Genomic DNA, 17,631 nt, shown 5'->3' with positions numbered 1-17,631 from the left:
AAGCCTTGTATCTCGCTCTGAGAGCGTTCTAGAGCCTAATAATTAAGTCATGATTTATATCAGAATCTTTATATCGATTTGCAGTGCATCGCATATCTCATAGGTTTTTTTGAGTGTGATGTTTTTTTCACCACGCTCTATGTTACCCATATAGCTCCGATCAATCCCTGCCATTTCGGCTAGTTTTTCTTGAGATATCCCCTTTGATTTTCTCACTTCACGCACGCGTTTACCAAAAGCTACCATACGTTTATCCGTCGTCATAACATTAACCACTGCTAAAAATAGCAATACTCACAGTGGTTCGCTATAATATCCACGGGATATAGTCGGTATTAACAGGATGGCCATGAAAACGAAAGTAGCGTACAAACTAGATATTACAGAGGATGCCAAAACTATCTGTGACAAGTATTGGCTGAGAATCAAAAATAATACTGAGAATTCGTTTCTTTATAGCTGTAAAGAAATAGGTGATGAATTTGGTCTGACGTATAGGGAAGTTGCTAAAATTGCTGAGGACAATGCTTATCTCATAATACTCGATTGCCAATGCGTAAACTGTAGCACGGCAAAATTTTGCTGTAACCGTATAGAATTTACAAGCTCATACTTGGATAGTTGGGAGTGTGAGAGTTGCTACTTAAAGGCTTTTCATCGTAGGCAACAAGATAGTCGCCGTGATGGCACTGAAATCGCTCTGCAGCAACAGTTAATAAAAGAAAATGCCTTTATAAATCAACTTATGCAGTTTCGAGAGACTCAGCTATATTCAGTTCCTAGTTTGGATAATATCAACGCGATTGATCATTATTTATTAGTCGCTGTTCTAACATGCTTGGGAACAGATAATCTCCGTTCAACTATCTCATTATCTGATAATCTAGATACTCGGTTATCGCCATCATATAGTCTAGACACTAAAATATTAGACCGTTTAATGAGAAAAAACTTACTGTTAGTTAACATTGAAAATTCATATGAATACGTTCGGGCTAATGAAGATTGTTTGCTTCAATTCGACCTATGTAAAATGACATTTGATTTCGCTTATAGCCCGGACCAGCTTCAAAAACTGATAATCGATAGTAAGTATGATTCCTCAAAAAAGAGACTCATATATAATTTTGAGTACAAAGAGTGGTGTCAGGATATTCAATTAGAGGAATGTGTTAGTTATCTGACGTATTGCTCCAAAAATAATAATCTAGCACCCATTATTGATGCAAAAATGGCGAGCTTATTAAATACCTGCTTACTTCATTATTCCGTTAGTGAAATTTATTACATCATATGGGAAGGGGTGGAAAGGGCTTCTTCATATTGCAATAAGCTTGGTATTGACAAAAAGAGGGCTTCTGAATCTGTCTACAGTAATATCCAAAAAATGTATGAAAATATAGATAGTCAATTGATAGAAAATAAAAAATACAGTCGTGATGATACGCATCCAAAATCTGTCCTTACTAAGACGTTTTTTGATGAGGTACATAGGATCGAAGATTGTGGATTTAGACACACAGTCGATGATTTACTGAAGCAACTACAACCTCATAAAAATATATCGACTGTCTACTACCCACGATTATTATAAATTAAAAGTAGTTACAAACCATTCAAAATTAACACTGTGAGGCCCTGTATAAAACTGGTTCAATAAATAGTATATGAGTATATGAGTATATGAGTATATGAGTATATGAGTATATGAGTATATGAGTATATGAGTATATGAGTATATGAGTGCTATTTAAAATAAATAATATGAAAGCGCTTTCTCGTAAAATCAACTCAGAAAGATTGTAGTTGCTAGAAGTCTATTTAGTATTATCCAATTTTAATATCTTAACTAATGCTTTCAGCTCATTTGAATGAACTGATATAACACTTTTACTAGCAAGTAATTTTTGATATTCGAAAAAATGAATAAAAGGTATATATGGGATAAAGATAATTATAGATAGGTTATCAACGTCATAAATAGTTTTATTAGAGTACTTATTCGACTGTAGTACATAACGACACAAAAAAGAGTCGTATGATTGGCCTCTTTTTTGTGTCGTTTATCTGTTAATTATATATCTCAGCGTTAAGATCAGTTGGTATTTGCACTGGTATATTAATACTTGGGCTGATTATTTTGAACTCAAAAGAGTCTTCTTTACTTTTAATTATTTTTAGTCTTTTTTCGGTTATGTCTGAAATAAATTTAAAGCCTGATTCTTGGGCTATGTGATTGGGTGGAATCACAGAGTCGGACTCCATTAGAAGGCATCTTCTTGTTCCTTTGTCAGTGCTATTAAGGTCAGCTACTGCTTGCGCTGTAGTGCCTGATCCAGCAAAGAAGTCAAGAATGACAGCATTGCTATCAGAGGATACGTCAATAATTTTCTTAATATATTCTAGCGGTTTAGGTGTATCGAAAATTTTAGAGCCGAATATACTCTTTATTTCATTCGTGCCTTTTTCTGTATAGAAGTTAGCATTATTCCACAGTGTTCTGACTTTAGTGCGTTTTTCGGCTTCAGCGTTCCCAGCATAGTTTTTAACGTAAATTACACCATTCTTACTAGCATATAGCTGCCATGATCTTTCTCTAGCGGTATCTATACCCCATAGCCAACGTCTCTCTATACCTTTTGAGTCTATTGGATACGTAACCTTCCATCCTTTAATGGCTTCAATAGACACTTTGCCGCTACTTGGATTGAAATATATGGGATAGAACATGTTTGGTCTGTCTGTCCTCAGACTAGCTTCGCCTTTTTTACGAAACAATCCATCAACTCGATATTGACCGAACTCATCCTGCTTATTATAGTCAGTTTCATCACTTTGCCCACGTAAGCCTGCTTGCTTCGACTTACCGTAAATAAGTAGATATTCATGATTAGTAGCCAGATTTTTTTTACTACCTTTACCATTTTTTGAACGGCAAACAACGATACTCCCAATGAAATTATCTTCACCAAAAATTCTATCCATTAAAATTTTAAGGTAAGCTTGTTCATAGTCATCAATACTAATAGTGATAATACCTGTTTCTTTCAGTATTTCTCTAGCAGCCACCAATCGTGGCAACATGAAGCTCATCCAAGCTGAGTGTGTGCCAAAGATACCCCTTGCTTCAGATTTCCGATTATCTTCATAAAGAAACTTTGATCCTGTGTTATAGGGAGGATCTATGTAGCACACGTCTACAATCTCTGGGGACATGAGCGCAAGCTCTTTTAGATAGATCAGGTTATCACCAACAAAAAGAGTGGTGTCAGCATTAACCCAACTTTGACAGGCTTCGTGGAAGCTCTCAGTGTGCTCAAATGATGAGTGTTGTTGAAGTTCCAACCCTAGCTCTTTTTTTAGCTTACTTACTTTTAAATCTATTGTAGATAACATATTAAACCTTATTTATTACAGGTATTATAACTGCTTAATTCAACTTTGACAGAAGGATCAGTGATGCGGCTTCGCCCAGAAAATCTTGATACTGCAGAACAACTTGCTGAATTTGATCAGTGGCTTACTGCAAAACTAGAGAGAATTAAGGATAGTAAGAGATTTAATTCAGAAATAGAGGCGCTATGCCAATGTATCGAGACCATTTCATCTCATCTGAATGATTTTTCCAGTTATCAAGATTGTAGTGTCGAAAATATTTGTGATGCCGTCATAAGTGCAGGTGGTCAATTTGTAGTAGGGGAATCCTTCGCCAAAGATGAAGAACACGTTGCAGTTTTCTATGAAGCATTTTTTAACTTGCTGTTTTTAACATCTGGCGCAACTGACAATAACCTAAAAAACCATTTCTTGATACAGTTGAAAGAAGATGATGTAAAACCTTTGATACCAAAAAAAGGCTCATCTAAAAAAACAATGAAATTTACCCTAAAAGAACTCCCTTCTACGATAAAATCTGATTTTATCGCAAAGTCCTTAGCAGCTTGTTTTATTGGCTCTCATGAAATATACAGTTCTGAAGTTAAGACCGAGCCTACTTTTGACTTAATGCTTTATCTCAGATTGCTTCTAAAAGAGTACATAGGCCTAATACTTGAGAACGAAGAAGAAATAAAGCAATTTTGGGCAATTTGCCGCTCATATACTGAGCTAAACAGTCTTACAACATCTGAAGATTTAGGTAAATACTTACTTAATGCTTGTACTATATTTAAAGTAAGAGGTAGTGTTTCGGCTACTGGTGGACATATTACTGAGGACCTACTTCGAGAAAAGCTGTTAACTATGGGATTGCAGCCAAATTCTGACTTTAATACTAATGATGTAACAATTGGTGAAGAAGAGATTGTAGAAGACGGTAAAAGGAAGAAAAAAACAAGAGCATATGACTTTATACTCCCTTATAAAATAGATAATTGGGAACCAAAGCCAAAGTTATTTATACAATCTCAGTTTTACGCTGGTGACTCTGGCAGTGTGTCACATAAAGTAGTAGATCAAACTCATAGTTCTAGAACATTTACACTTGCAAACTATGCTAATGCTCGATTTGTTGAATATCTTGATGGCGCTGGTTACTACGCGTCTTTACGTGGCGATCTAAAGCATATGCTAGCGTTTGATAGTACAGCATCTTTTTTTCAGGTTAAAAGTATCTTGGTAAGATTAAGACGCGAGCTTCAGCATATCAAATTCTTAACTCCTATTGAACTTGAGCACGCTATCATCACTAACGAACAAGGCTTAAAAGAGTCGGTTTTTCATTCATTAGAGCTTGATGGTTATCCGAAAGAAGAGATTGAACGCATAACTTTAGTTTGTATCGAGCTTGGATATATAAGTGAAAGTATTGATAAGAATGGCACTAAACTAATAATATCTATGGAGCGTAGCGAAATTACTAGAAGACTCTTAATTCTTGATATTGCTGCAAACTATGCTTCGACTATTTCAAATGAACAAAGAAAAAGTATGAAGTATTTATTGGTACCGGGCTACGGGGCAAACTATGGAATTATGGAGTCCGAGCTAACTAACCTTGTTTGCTCTATGTGTAAGCAGATTACCATTAGTGCTCCCGTCTTTGCGAGTGATATTGAATGGCTATTAGATGAAGGGGTTTTTAAACGTCGCTAAGACGCTAATATCTGTTTTTCTCTTCCAATAGCTCAGTGTCAATTATTATAGAGAATGGCATGACTAGATAACTCACTCATTTACGACAGCTTAGATGCAAATTAACAGTATTGCTTATTACTCATTATCAGTATAGTAAATATATAAGGGAGAAATATTTTAAGTACCTTTTAATGGTGTATAAAAGTCTGTAATACCAATGTTTACAGCAGGCGTAAAATTATTCAAAAGCTATTAAAAACCTTTTCCTTTCTTTTATTTATTTATTAGACCTCTTGCGAAAGTACCAGTTCATTGACTTCCACTGACGGAGTTACGAGGGCTAGCGATTACTTATGCAAGAGGTCTATTCTTTCATAAAGAAGTCATTAACGTCATAATTTTTACCCGCATCTTCATCAAAATCTCTAGGATATTTAGTAGTGTTAGGGATTTCTAAATTACCATTAGTGCTATCCATTCTTGAGTTACCTTTGCGAAGATCTTTCTTCTTGGCTGATACTAAGAGCGTTTGAGCTTTTTCATCATCTTTATATTTACGATAACTTTTACTAACACCTTGTTCGGTGATAGTGATGCCAAAATCTTCTTTTAGTAATTCAGCAATATCAGCAAAAGTATAATTAACATTCCAATCGTTCCGCTTTTCAATAATGAAACCTATAGCAGCTTTTGATAGTTTTGGCTTTGCCATGACTTTCCTTCCCTTATCCACTGATAAACATCGGTAAATACATCATATATCACTAATGAGCCTAAATGAGCCTAAATGAGCCTAAATGAGCGTATATGAAACCAAATGAGCATATTTTAACATTTTTATGGATAGTTTTGAGCGCAAATGAAACCAAATGAGCGGATATGAGCCTAAACGAGCCTAAGAACGTATTTATTACCATTAATGATCCGATAATTACGAATTATCAGAGGTGATGAGTAAAAGAGGAGTTATAGGGGAAGATAAACTTGATTGCAGGATAGGCTACCGCCGTCAAAAATGGGGTATTTTTATATTGTAGTTGGTTTTTCGTTGGTCAGTAATTATAGTTTTAAATCAGTTTAAGCCTCAAGCTAACCTCAGTCTTGTATCTGCTGATACAAGACGATTTTAAAATTTTGTTAGAGGCTTAAATATATGTTCTTCTTTTTTAGCACACAATCATGTAATTTCAGACCATGATAGCAACTATTAGAAAAAAATAATTGGGGATCAACATGGCGTTTTCTTGCAATAAGGACAATCAGACAATTTATGGTTTTCAATATGACCTGAAAGACTGGATAACGTTAAAAGAGAATAAAGCGTCTGTTTTTGAAATGACCTGCTGCGGTAATCAAGCAATACTAAAGACAAGCAAGTTAGGCACACAGTTTTTTGCTCACAAAGTAAAGCCTAAAACCAGTGAATGCTCCACTGGTGGCGAGTCTGCAGAACACATCCATATCAAATATCTTGTGATGAAAGAATTGGATAGGAACGGTTGGGCTGTAGAGGTCGAAAAAAGAGGCGCTACTCCTAATGGTGAGGAATGGATAGCGGATATTTACGCAGAAAAAGGCAAAGCTAAGATTGCTATAGAAGTTCAATGGAGCCCTCAAACCTTTATCGAGACAAGCCGCAGACAAGAAAAGTATGCACAATCAGGCGTGAGGTGTGCATGGCTGCTTAGAAGTGGCTCAATGAAGGCTAGAGATGCAATTGTAGGAGATTATGCCTACAGCACAAAAGATATGCCGGTATTCTCTATCTACAAAAATAAAAAGCAGGACGAGCATACGTATGTAGTCTATAACGTTAATAAGCTAAAAACCAATAGTTATGATCCACTTGAACCAATAGCACTTGAGCTAGAATATTTTATAAAGAACTTAGTATCAAGTAGGATAAAGTTTACAAAGAAATATAGCCTTGTGAAAAGGATGTACTTAGAAATTATTAAGCAAAACTGTTGGAATAAGCGTTGTGGCGGTACTACCAAAATAGTGACTCGAATGTACTTTAAAGAGATAGTTTTTGGGGTTGAAATAGAATACTTATTTCAATCTGAAGCAATAGATGATTGTGATGACCAAATACTTGAAGCTCTTAATACACAGCTTGCTAGGGCTTATAACTTCGCACCTTTAAGGCGTAGGTATAGTAAAACAGTAGGCGGTAGCTATGTCGCAAACTCCTGTATTCACTGTGATGCTTTGATGGGTAAAAACTTCATTAGTTATTATAATGATAAAAACCCTAGCATGATTAAAACCCATTGTATCGACATTCCTAACAAGGGAGATTTAATTGAACAAGGGGAAAGTTTTGAGTTTGGTAAATGGATTATGAGAGATAGATAGTAAAAAAAGAGGGCAGCCGCTATATCTTTAATCCATGTATTCATTATGAAGCTTTGTTGAGGCGATTCTTAAATAAGCAGGCTTATGAAGGTGTTAGACTATGACGTCAATCAGATCAATGAGAACATAGGTATAGCCGTCAAGTACGATCAGTATAAGACAGGCAAAACTATCACCGCCATATCATTCACATTCAAAAGAAAGCAGACGATTTGGATCTCTCGATACAGCTAGTCCTGACTCATTTTACAACATGAGCAACAGCTTAATCAGCAAAAAGCTTGTCACCTTATCTAAACTTGTTAGTAAAGCCCCTATTAATAAATAGCATCTATGAATTTGCCGCTATTATTACCAGTGACCTAACAGCAAAAACAAGCAAGAGCGATATATTTCCTATCTTACAAAGGTAGGTTGTTAACATGCAAAGCGCAATCTACCGTTTTGTGTTATTTGATGGGTTATATGGCACTAACTGTACCCTACAGCACTATTTACATAATCAAAAGTTCTAAAATATTACAAAGTATAAGAATAGAAAAACCGCCCTAATTGGGCGGTTTTGAATTTGGTGGGAGTCTAAGGCACGACCTTAAGCAGTACCCTCCACCACTTACTATTTAATTAAAGAATAGCGTTATCTCTGTGTTAACTCCCAGAACACTGCAATCACACCATCGACTCTATTAACTGCATTCATACCTTTGTCCTTATAGTTTTTAAGGTTAGTCAAACATTTTATTTTTCCAAACGCAAAGTCTGCCGTAGCTATAAAACTAATTACATTATATAAATCAAGCAAACTCAAGATATAAGGGGTACAACACAGAAATAGTACAGCTACTACTTTAATTAAAACGGAGGAGAATGTTGATTGGTGAACAATCAACTGTTTCGACAGTAAGTTATCAGACAAGAAAAGTCAAGATGCTAAGAGGTAAATTTTATTTACCTCTTATACCCCATTCATTTTTTAGTATCTCTAAAGCTCTAGCTTTCATTTCCCTAGCTGCTATTTTTGGCTCTTTTACCTTATGGTTTCCAGTAAAACGTATACGGTCTACAACTGTCTTATCGAAACTATTAACATCGAAAAACCAAGAAGAAATAAAAGTCATGGGTTCAGTATCATCATAATTTACTATATCTTTAGCTCGCTTCATTATCTCCACAATATCTTTTTGACTTATATCTACTTCAACCCAATCATTCTCCATACCAAGCCTTTCAGCCATAACATCCTGAGTTATTTTAGCAATTTTGATATCATCATTGTTTTTAGAACTGTGAAACTTAACTATACTTACAATAAATTTATCTTCATTAGGAACTTTTGTGAACACTGCATGACGTTGCTCACCATTTTCAATAACAGCTACAGATAACCTAGCAAAGCAACCTTTTGAAAGACTAAAAACATCGTCAAAAGATAAGCCATGTTTAATAATATTGATTCCGTTTTTTCTTGGATCATATTGTCGGTTGTCGGAATGATAACTACGAATATTACGTTCATTCAGCGGAACGTTCTTAAGTAGCTTAGCACTAAAAGCTAAAGCTCTCGCAATGTCATTTCCATCACAATAAGTTCGGAAGAGATGCAACTCATTAATATTTTTTAAGTAATAATCAATACGTTGATAAATTTCTGCCTTTTCTCGATCTGTCTTGTTGTTTTCTACTTGTAGACTTTTAATCACTCTTTCAATAAATTTTTCTTTACCAATATTTTTTAGGTTTTCACTAATCAATGAAGATAACATTTGGGTTTCTTTCATTTCTTCTAATACTGTTATCATCTCTTTTCTCTATATCCGATGTATTTATTGTGTGTAGAAATTATCGTATATTTCAAGTTAAATGGTCTGAATGTACTTTTCACTTTCTAAACACATTTACCATAACGTTTCTTATAGTAAATGATTATGGCGCGCTAACGAGGATTTGAACATCCGACCATATGGTTAAGGTAAGAGGGTATTAATTTTACTTATCAAGTGTTTTCTTCAACCCAATCATAATCTGGATCGTAACCACCAGCATCTATAACGCTCTTAATAGAATCATGTTCTTGAAAATCATCATTTCTATACACTAACCAACTAAATAGACGAACAATCGCATCTATCGAAGGGCGTTTTTCACCTTTCCTTTTTATAGAGTCTTTATCGATATAACTTATATAACCTTTAGGAACAGATAGTTTAATCCATGACTCAGCATTGGCTACTATCATTAGACTATAAGAGATTAATGCTAAGAAAGTGAACAACTATCTACAGACCATATTTTCTACTTTAATCATTGTAGATGACCTAGGGTATTGAATCATTTCACTAGTAGAGTAAATATCAGTACGTATAAGTTTATTAGTTACCCTATCGTAAGAATCCCTAGATAACGTTTGACGCGCACTATATTTACAGTCGTGCTTAAATCTTACGATTGAGTAACGGTCGTCTGAATCGTCATCTTTCATCGTATAGTAAGCAAAATCACCTGTTCTTTTTATAGAATCTCTATCGATATAATTTATATAACCTTTAGGTACGTATAATTTAATCCATGACTCAGCATTAGCTATTGGCATAAGTGCAAAAGCTAACAGTAATATATATTTCATCATCGGTTACTCTTCTTAGTTGTCTGCTATTTTAATGCATATAAAACAAGATACCACTATCATTAGACTATACCCAAAGCATAAAAAATATAAACGATAATCTTTCTATCATTAGACTTGTTTATATTATTAAATGATAGTAATATCTTGCTATTATCAATAAATATCAACTATTAAGTCTAAGTGATAAAGATAGCGTTATGACTGTTCGTATTTATGTGAGAGCCAGTACTAAAGATCAAGACGCTAAGAGAGCCTTGGCTGACTTAATTAGCTTTAGCAAAAGCTATGATGATAGCTATGCTGAATATATTGAGCATTTCAGTGGTACGAAGCTCAATAGACCGGCACTCACTCTGTTACTCAATGAAGCTGAAGAAGGCGATATTCTGCTGGTCGAAAGCGTAGATAGATTAAGCAGGCTATCTCAAGATGATTTTGCGATTCTAAAGCAGCGTATAAAAGACAAGGGCTTACGATTGGTGGTGGCTGACCTACCAACCACGCATACGGTTAATGATGGCATGACAGGTGAAATTCTAACAGTGATTAACCATATGTTGATCGACTTATTAGCAACGATGGCAAAGCTTGATAACGATAAGCGTAGAGAGCGTATCAAGCAGGGATTGGCAAACAGTGGATATAAACCTACTGGTAAGAAAGCAAATTTATCAAAACACAATCGTATTAGAGAATTAGGCAGTCAAAACAATATGACAAAAGACGAAATCGCTAAGGCAGTTGGTGTTGGGGTAGCTACTGTTTATCGAGTCTTAAAATATTGACAATGAGACTTTCCTAATAAGTATGTAACTGCCTACTCTCCTGTTAGTAGATACAAGCAGGTACGCACTCCTAGTCCAGTGTCAAAAAAGCTAAAATATTCTTATAAATAAGTGTTATTTGCGATTAAGCGTATTCAAATATTTAGGAATTAAAAGTATAGGTAAAACTCCAAGTGTGTAATAAATCTATGCCACTTGAACGATTCCTTTTCTTTTTTACGAAGTCATAAATAATTACTACTCCGCTATTATTCACAGCGAATTGTGCTATAGCTATAGCCGATGGCTTTGTTCCAAAAGGTACCAAACATAGTTTCTTTTTTTCATAATCTGAACTTATATATATTTTTTCTATAATCTCATATGTTTTTACTGGATCATTAGCTCCGGCGTAGCAGAAAGAAGCATCCATACCTTTTCTAATTAAATCTAGGTTTTTATAGTTATTTGATAAAGTATTATTTTCCCAGCCTATCTTAAATGGTGGGTTCCCTATTAAACAATGAAGATCTTTTATATTGTATTCTTCTGAATTAATTAGCGAACCTAGTCTGTGACCTTCAAAACCTAAAGTTATAAACATAACTGAGTTATCAATTATGCCAACAAATGGTGGGATTTGACGTATTCCTATTCCATCATCTGAAAGATCAAACGTATTGACTCTTTCAAAATTGTTATTATTATTTTCTGTGTAACCATCAGGCTGTACATAGATCAGGTCAAAATCAGATTTATTATGATTTAAGATAGTAAAGATATGAACTATTTCAGGAAAAGATAAAGATGTAGCGTCAACCAAAAATCTTCCTTCAGAAAGGGTATAGTCTTTAATAGCTCCTATTTTTACTTCATCATCATTTATTAGTAAAGAGTAATTTTCAGCGTTATAAGACACTCTAAAGATATTTTTTGAGATATTACTGATATATTGGTTTGACCAACTTCCTCTATCGTCATAACTTTCAGGACATGTAAAGGTTATATCATAAACCTTAACGCTATTATCGATATCAATTTCATCAGTGCGATTCATTACCCAACTTGTAATATCTATCATAACAAAATACCTTGGGTACTAATAAAGCTATCAGAATTCCATTTTTTTTGATAGTCTTTAAGAAAGAAGGAAAAGCTATCAGAATCACCATTTACTATGATTTTGAAGTTTTCTAGAGTCAAACTTAAATCTGTTTTTTTCCGATATGATATTCCGAAGTTTGGTGAGTAGATGGGATTCAGCTGAAACTCTTTATTTTTAATATTTGTTTCATTCTTTCTTCTTTTAAGCTTATCTTCGACTAATACTCTCCAGCATATAGCAGAATCTATCAAACTTTCTATTTCTAAGTCAGAACCAGAAAAATCATAATCTATTGTAAAAATTGCTCTTTCCGGCTCTGTTTGGTAACTACCATTTTGTGATAACTTAAATAAATCGCCTATTCTATTTACCATCTGAGATAGCTTTCTTCCATGAGGTGGATAGCTCACAATCTCTTTTAGCAGATCAGAGCTTGTAGATATAGCTCCTAAGTGCATACCTAACTCTGATATTGGTTTAATATCAGAAACTGTCTCGTATTCAACACTTTCTTCATCAAAATCATCAGAATACTTTAATGAGCTTAAACATAATTCTTTAAAATGTCTTATGTTTGGTGTTGTCATAGTTATAAACCGTTCAAATCCTGCATATAGTGGTGTTTCTACAGAAGAGTGCTGCAGATTTAGCGTAAGAAGAGTATTATATTCGAAAGTATCTATTTTCCCTTTAACCTTTTTGCGATTAACATCATCAATAATATCGTCCATATAGTCACAAAATATCTTTTTGTCAAAGCTCTTTTGCTTATATGTACCTATCATTGTAATAGCAAGACTAGGATTGCTATATGCTTTTTTTAGAAACTTACTATCAATATCTAATGATTGGAAAACATCTTTTAATTTAGTTTGGATACTATTATTTAATAAGCATTTTTCAGAAAGCTCGCTTATCGAAGGGGTGGGTAAAATCTTACTTATTATATTAATAACAGCTTTCTTGTAACCTTGTTCTTTACGTATATTGATTTTTGTGCGATCTCCTAAGAACTCTGGGTTCAGTTTTATTGAATTACAGGTTAAACCAGCATTTTGTAAGGATAGGATAAATATTTCTGCAGCATATATTCTATAATCATTTTCTATAAGCTTATCCAGGTTCTCTTCTCTATAGTCATCTGGAGACTGTAACCATTGATCGGAAGTAGTTTCTCTTGTAGGCTTTGAATTAAACTTATAAGCTACATTCCAGTTAATATCTTTATTAGACTCTTTTCTATATGTATTTATTAGTTTCTGCTGGTCTACATTTAGTAACTCAAACTCATCTATATAAACCTTAAAATTAGTATCTTGGAAAAAACTACTACTTTTCTTCAAAGAGCTTAGCAAAAAGCTAAGCATAGGCTTAGGTTGAGGAGAAAGTAAATTTGTAGTGTTTATAGGGTTTATTCTTGTTGAAACCTCATATTTGTATTCATTTATCCATTCTTCTAGATATTCTAGTGTTGTTATTTTCTGTTTAGTTACTTTTGAAATAGCTTTCCAAAATATTTCATTATTATCTAACTCAGTGATTATTTCAGGAAAATGATGGCTAGAATTTTTAAGGAGTTGTAATATTTCTTCTATTAAAGAAAGTGAAGCATGCAAGTTAAAGAAATGCATGGCATCACTTCCAAGCCATTCTTTATTAAGTCCTTGGCAATAAGATGTGTCAGGCTTCCAATAAAATAGTATAGACTTAAATTCATCCATATCTACTGTAGATTTTTTTTTATCAAATCTAGTTGAATGAGAGAAATATTGTATAAAAGTGCTCTTTCCAGAACCTCTCGATCCAACTAGCGCTATAGAATGAGAAATATTTCTCAAATCTAGACGATCAATAAAGTATGGGACTACAAATCTATTTAAAACGCTGCCATTGGAAGTCTGATGCTCCATACGTGCAGTAGACAAGCTATTAATTATGTCTATTATTTTCAATTCAAGACCTCCTACTAAATAATTGATGCCATGTAAAATCGTTGTTTAGAGATTGCCACCATAATAGTCGTGGTGCTTGATTAGGACATCCCCATTCAAAAACTACGGGTAAGCAAGCAGACTCATGCCCATACCAGTCGTTTATATCTATACTTGGCCAATACTTTTCTCGCATTGAATTAAAAACTATTTTTGCCTCACCAACAGTATTTTTTTTATCATTTCTAAATAAATCATTGTCATTTCCATAAAAAATACTATCAGATTTATATATATATTCGGCTGGCATTATACATATATCTGGAAATTTTGATTTAATATTTTCTATACCTTCCTCAAATGCTATCAATGGGCAGTATATTATCTTTTTTGTTTCAATTTTATTGGCTAGATCGAATGACTCTGAGAAACCTGTAACAAACTGAGTGCCACTGCCAATAATATCGTCAATAAGTACTATTACCCTCGGATCATGTCTATTACCTAGTGATGAGTATCTATCTGTGTGCAGATCCTCAGATAGCATCCGGAAAATTGTACTACCTGATTCACCTTCATCATTAGGTTTACGTACAGGTGAAAACTGTATAATTCTACTCAAAGATCCCTTTTTTAAGTGCATTTTCCACTCAGCAATAGGCATGTTACTTATTAAACCCTCTTCAATCAAAGTTTGCCTAAGTTTGCTATTAAATAAACTAGAATAGCTAGCTTTTGTTGTTTCGCTAGTTCTAACAATTAAGCTATCCAAAATCTGTAAAGCCAAATACTCTTCTATTGGTTCATCAAAATTTTTGAGCCATGCAGTGACGTCACTATATGGAAACGGCCAGATATTTGAATTACAATACATTTTTATTTTCTCTAACATGTTCTTTTTGAATTGAGTCCAGTTATCAGGTAATTTCATTTTTTCAACTATTTATTAAGGAACTGAGCGTGACTCTTTGAAAGGAATTCCAAAGACTAATGTATATTTATACCATAAAAGAAGATAGTTCAAAGAACTGTATATTAGATCTTTTGCACAAGTTATTGTTAGCCCTCGATGCTCTGTTGGTAGAGGTCAATAAAACGGTACTTTTGCAAAAGGTCTATTAAAACTGAGAAAAAATTGCTATTTCATTTTAACTATATTTAATTATCTTCTATCTTTCGATCACTTTTTCATCGATCATTTCAGTAAGCAACTGAGTCACTGTTTTACGACTATCGAGCGCATGCTTTTTCAGCCTAATATACATCTCTTCATCAAGATTGAAATTTACACGAACTGTCTTTTTTGGACTATCGGAGACATCTGATAAATCGAGCTCATCTTTTGCTTTTTTACTTGGTCTACCTGCTGCTAGACTCATACCCTACTCCTCATCAAAAAACGTTTTTATCTCATTTACTAAAGCTGTCATCTCTTGTACAGCATTACTATTAGATGCTTCTGTATCAAACACCGTTTTACCCAATGATGCGCTGTTCGGATAACTCACACGCTGCATAATTCTAGTATCCAAAACTGGTAAACCGTAGTCCAAAAGTACGGTAGCCACCTCTTTGCCAATGTTAGTGTTCTGGATTGCTCTAGACACCACAAAGGCTGCTTTCAGCTTTCCGTCTGTCATCTCTATCTGCTGTTTCACTAGATCTACTAAATCACTGGTAGCCCAAATATCGTACGGACTCGGTTGTACAGGAATCAGTATAAAGTCAGCAGCTTTAATAGCAGATACTGCTAAACTCGTTGCTTGGGGAGAGCCATCGATGACCACATAATCCTTGTCAGATACACTTTTTAGATCTTTATCTAAAGTTGGGCGATCAAGTCCGATTACTGGAACTGGGTTATCTTCATCAACTGCTCTCCAGTCTCTAGCACTACCCTGTTTATCACTATCAACCAACAAAATACTATGCCCTTGTAGCTGTAGTCCCCTTGCTATTTGGGTAGCAATCGTAGTTTTGCCACTACCGCCTTTCTGATTTAATACCGCTATTACTTTCATAGAGCAACTTCCATATTTTGAGTATTTGAGTATTTGAGTATTTGAGTATTTGAGTATTTGAGTATTTGAGTATTTGAGTATTTGAGTATTTGAGTATTTGAGTATACTAGAAAAATTTAGCGTTTATCAGGCAATATATCAAGCTATTAAATAAGACCTTTCTTATTTTAACTCTATAGCCTGCCTGTTCCGCTAATCTGCTTTTATTTTTAAATATTCATCAAATGGTCGCTTAGAGAACTCTTTTGGGCTTTCTGCTATTAACTGTTCAGCTTTAGCCCAAAACGCTTCATTGCTATCTCTAGCCTCAACCGACAGCAATTGATGATCATTATAGTCTGCCGTAAATTGCGCTGAACGAACAATACGTCTAATTTTATCTAGCGATAATGCGCCTTTATCATCTGTTAATGAGATAGCACCTTTTTTATAAAAACTAAAAGTTACGCTTTTATATGTGTGTTTGATCTTGCGATATTTAACACTGACGTTATAAGCAGTATTTTCATTTATTTGCTCAACTGCTTTTTCAATAACTGATTCGCGCAACTGTCCAAACTGTTTGTACTTACCAACACATCCCATCATATATCTAAATTCACCTAAATCTACAGTTTCGCTCCATCTATTTTGTCCTTGCCAACAGACGACCATTTCATAAAGCCGAATAGCATAAATACTCGTCAACTCAACAGTATCAGCAAGCCTATATCTTGTGAAATTCTTCTTCAGCTGCGTTAGGTAAGGAAGTATCTTCTGGGCAAATGTGACAGTTATTTGTGATTTTTCAGGTTGGAATAAGACACTTGACACAAAACGTGTCCGTAGCATTTCATTATCAGGTAGCGCTATCTTAACTTCCCTTTCGAAAAGATTATTTGCAACAACATTCAAATCCCTGTAAACATTATCTTTACTAGAGTCCTTATATAGTGCTTTCATCTGCTCAGTAGTTACCACGAATTCATCTTGCGTTGTAATTTCAGACGCATTAGGTTGACTGTTGATTTGACTAATACAGGCTAATAATAAGCGTTGTTCATTTCTTGTCAATTCGTAACTAGCAACAATTAAATCATTAGATTTTGCTACAAGATTATTTTTCATTTTATATTTACTCGTTCACTCAGTATTAGTGAGTATAACCTAACAACATAACGCATAACAACAATTAAATTAATATTGTTTTACGTTATGTTATCCCACATCATTTACTGTTATCCCACATCATTTACTGTTATCCCACATCATTTACTGTTATCCCACATCATTTACTGTTATCCCACATCATTTACTGTTATGCGAGGTTGTAAGCCATTGATTATAAAAGGGAAAAAGAGCTCTAAACAAGAGTAAACAGGGTTAAACAAGAATAAACAAGAATAAATAAAAACCTTTAAAGAGATTTTTAAATTTTTCTGTGGATAAGTTAATAAAATTGAGTGAATCTTAACGATTAAAATCTATTAGCCAATATAGAGAAACGAGGCTTAAGTTCCAATGCTAAAGACTAATTAAATACAATTAGAACAAGCATGTTGATCGATAGACTTTAAACAGTCTTAGAAGATGCTGTAGTAGTCATTAGACGACTTATAGCTACAACTCATCATAAAGATTAATAAGCCTTGTATCTCGCTCTGAGAGCGTTCTAGAGCCTAATAATTAAGTCATGATTTATATCAGAATCTTTATATCGATTTGCAGTGCATCGCATATCTCATAGGTTTTTTTGAGTGTGATGTTTTTT

Annotated in this window: 16 protein-coding genes; 5 read left to right on the top strand and 11 right to left on the bottom strand. The window is 34.2% G+C overall.

Annotated elements, in window-relative coordinates; genetic code table 11:
* Positions 1-54: 54 nt before the first annotated feature.
* On the bottom strand, positions 55-264 hold the full coding sequence (locus JMX50_RS12925) for a helix-turn-helix domain-containing protein (protein WP_201630019.1): 210 nt from the start codon (positions 262-264) through the stop codon (positions 55-57).
* Between the two features lie 85 nt (positions 265-349).
* Here JMX50_RS12925 and JMX50_RS12920 point away from each other — a divergent pair, with 85 nt between their 5' ends.
* On the top strand, positions 350-1,594 hold the full coding sequence (locus JMX50_RS12920; RefSeq protein WP_201630018.1) for a hypothetical protein: 1,245 nt from the start codon (positions 350-352) through the stop codon (positions 1,592-1,594).
* A gap of 476 nt (positions 1,595-2,070) precedes the next feature.
* Here JMX50_RS12920 and JMX50_RS12915 read toward each other — a convergent pair whose 3' ends face one another.
* On the bottom strand, positions 2,071-3,396 hold the full coding sequence (locus JMX50_RS12915) for a site-specific DNA-methyltransferase (RefSeq protein ID WP_201630017.1): 1,326 nt from the start codon (positions 3,394-3,396) through the stop codon (positions 2,071-2,073).
* 63 nt (positions 3,397-3,459) lie between these two features.
* Here JMX50_RS12915 and JMX50_RS12910 point away from each other — a divergent pair, with 63 nt between their 5' ends.
* Complete coding sequence (locus JMX50_RS12910; protein WP_201630016.1) at positions 3,460-5,094, top strand: hypothetical protein; 1,635 nt, start codon at positions 3,460-3,462, stop codon at positions 5,092-5,094.
* A 346-nt stretch (positions 5,095-5,440) separates the two neighbouring features.
* Here JMX50_RS12910 and JMX50_RS12905 read toward each other — a convergent pair whose 3' ends face one another.
* A complete protein-coding gene (locus JMX50_RS12905; protein WP_201630014.1) occupies positions 5,441-5,788 on the bottom strand; it encodes a hypothetical protein in 348 nt (115 codons plus the stop codon).
* Between the two features lie 521 nt (positions 5,789-6,309).
* Between JMX50_RS12905 and JMX50_RS12900 the strand changes: the two genes are divergently transcribed.
* Both JMX50_RS12900 and JMX50_RS13330 read left to right on the top strand, forming a co-directional pair.
* A complete protein-coding gene (locus JMX50_RS12900) occupies positions 6,310-7,434 on the top strand; it encodes a competence protein CoiA (protein WP_201630012.1) in 1,125 nt (374 codons plus the stop codon).
* Positions 7,435-7,518: 84 nt separating this feature from the next.
* Positions 7,519-7,668: a hypothetical protein gene (locus JMX50_RS13330; RefSeq protein ID WP_413786842.1), complete on the top strand. Its 150-nt coding sequence runs from the start codon at positions 7,519-7,521 to the stop codon at positions 7,666-7,668.
* A gap of 710 nt (positions 7,669-8,378) precedes the next feature.
* Here JMX50_RS13330 and JMX50_RS12895 read toward each other — a convergent pair.
* A complete protein-coding gene (locus JMX50_RS12895) occupies positions 8,379-9,233 on the bottom strand; it encodes a hypothetical protein (protein WP_201630010.1) in 855 nt (284 codons plus the stop codon).
* 194 nt (positions 9,234-9,427) lie between these two features.
* Complete coding sequence (locus tag JMX50_RS12890; protein ID WP_201630008.1) at positions 9,428-9,706, bottom strand: hypothetical protein; 279 nt, start codon at positions 9,704-9,706, stop codon at positions 9,428-9,430.
* Positions 9,707-10,257: 551 nt separating this feature from the next.
* Here JMX50_RS12890 and JMX50_RS12885 point away from each other — a divergent pair.
* Positions 10,258-10,845, top strand: a complete 588-nt coding sequence (locus tag JMX50_RS12885; protein ID WP_201630006.1) for a recombinase family protein — start codon at positions 10,258-10,260, stop codon at positions 10,843-10,845.
* A gap of 142 nt (positions 10,846-10,987) precedes the next feature.
* On the opposite strand, the gene JMX50_RS12880 is transcribed toward JMX50_RS12885, so the two are convergent.
* From JMX50_RS12880 to JMX50_RS12855, 6 genes are all read right to left on the bottom strand, one after another.
* Positions 10,988-11,905: a hypothetical protein gene (locus JMX50_RS12880; protein ID WP_201630004.1), complete on the bottom strand. Its 918-nt coding sequence runs from the start codon at positions 11,903-11,905 to the stop codon at positions 10,988-10,990.
* Complete coding sequence (locus JMX50_RS12875) at positions 11,902-13,881, bottom strand: hypothetical protein (RefSeq protein WP_201630002.1); 1,980 nt, start codon at positions 13,879-13,881, stop codon at positions 11,902-11,904. Before JMX50_RS12875 ends, JMX50_RS12880 begins: the two co-directional genes overlap by 4 nt.
* A gap of 1 nt (position 13,882) precedes the next feature.
* Positions 13,883-14,791 carry a hypothetical protein gene (locus JMX50_RS12870; RefSeq protein ID WP_201630000.1) on the bottom strand — a complete coding sequence of 303 codons (909 nt, stop codon included), beginning with the start codon at positions 14,789-14,791 and terminating at the stop codon, positions 13,883-13,885.
* A 238-nt stretch (positions 14,792-15,029) separates the two neighbouring features.
* Positions 15,030-15,239: a plasmid partition protein ParG gene (locus tag JMX50_RS12865; RefSeq protein WP_201629998.1), complete on the bottom strand. Its 210-nt coding sequence runs from the start codon at positions 15,237-15,239 to the stop codon at positions 15,030-15,032.
* A 3-nt stretch (positions 15,240-15,242) separates the two neighbouring features.
* Positions 15,243-15,881, bottom strand: a complete 639-nt coding sequence (parA, locus tag JMX50_RS12860) for a ParA family partition ATPase (protein ID WP_201629996.1) — start codon at positions 15,879-15,881, stop codon at positions 15,243-15,245.
* Positions 15,882-16,073: 192 nt separating this feature from the next.
* On the bottom strand, positions 16,074-16,988 hold the full coding sequence (locus JMX50_RS12855; RefSeq protein WP_201629994.1) for a replication initiation protein: 915 nt from the start codon (positions 16,986-16,988) through the stop codon (positions 16,074-16,076).
* Between the last annotated feature and the right edge of the window lie 643 nt (positions 16,989-17,631).

The sequence above is a fragment of the Psychrobacter maritimus genome (genome assembly GCF_904846345.1).
Lineage (GTDB): Bacteria > Pseudomonadota > Gammaproteobacteria > Pseudomonadales > Moraxellaceae > Psychrobacter > Psychrobacter maritimus.
Note: the sequence above shows the minus strand (reverse complement) of the source record. Positions and strands in the feature narration are given on the sequence as shown.

Coding starts and splice junctions, on each gene's coding strand:
- JMX50_RS12925 (WP_201630019.1), bottom strand. CDS start 264: ATGACGACGGATAAACGTATGGTAGCTTTTGGTAAACGCGTGCGTGAA.
- JMX50_RS12920 (WP_201630018.1), top strand. CDS start 350: ATGAAAACGAAAGTAGCGTACAAACTAGATATTACAGAGGATGCCAAA.
- JMX50_RS12915 (WP_201630017.1), bottom strand. CDS start 3,396: ATGTTATCTACAATAGATTTAAAAGTAAGTAAGCTAAAAAAAGAGCTA.
- JMX50_RS12910 (WP_201630016.1), top strand. CDS start 3,460: ATGCGGCTTCGCCCAGAAAATCTTGATACTGCAGAACAACTTGCTGAA.
- JMX50_RS12905 (WP_201630014.1), bottom strand. CDS start 5,788: ATGGCAAAGCCAAAACTATCAAAAGCTGCTATAGGTTTCATTATTGAA.
- JMX50_RS12900 (WP_201630012.1), top strand. CDS start 6,310: ATGGCGTTTTCTTGCAATAAGGACAATCAGACAATTTATGGTTTTCAA.
- JMX50_RS13330 (WP_413786842.1), top strand. CDS start 7,519: ATGAAGGTGTTAGACTATGACGTCAATCAGATCAATGAGAACATAGGT.
- JMX50_RS12895 (WP_201630010.1), bottom strand. CDS start 9,233: ATGATAACAGTATTAGAAGAAATGAAAGAAACCCAAATGTTATCTTCA.
- JMX50_RS12885 (WP_201630006.1), top strand. CDS start 10,258: ATGACTGTTCGTATTTATGTGAGAGCCAGTACTAAAGATCAAGACGCT.
- JMX50_RS12880 (WP_201630004.1), bottom strand. CDS start 11,905: ATGATAGATATTACAAGTTGGGTAATGAATCGCACTGATGAAATTGAT.
- JMX50_RS12870 (WP_201630000.1), bottom strand. CDS start 14,791: ATGAAATTACCTGATAACTGGACTCAATTCAAAAAGAACATGTTAGAG.
- JMX50_RS12865 (WP_201629998.1), bottom strand. CDS start 15,239: ATGAGTCTAGCAGCAGGTAGACCAAGTAAAAAAGCAAAAGATGAGCTC.
- parA (WP_201629996.1), bottom strand. CDS start 15,881: ATGAAAGTAATAGCGGTATTAAATCAGAAAGGCGGTAGTGGCAAAACT.
- JMX50_RS12855 (WP_201629994.1), bottom strand. CDS start 16,988: ATGAAAAATAATCTTGTAGCAAAATCTAATGATTTAATTGTTGCTAGT.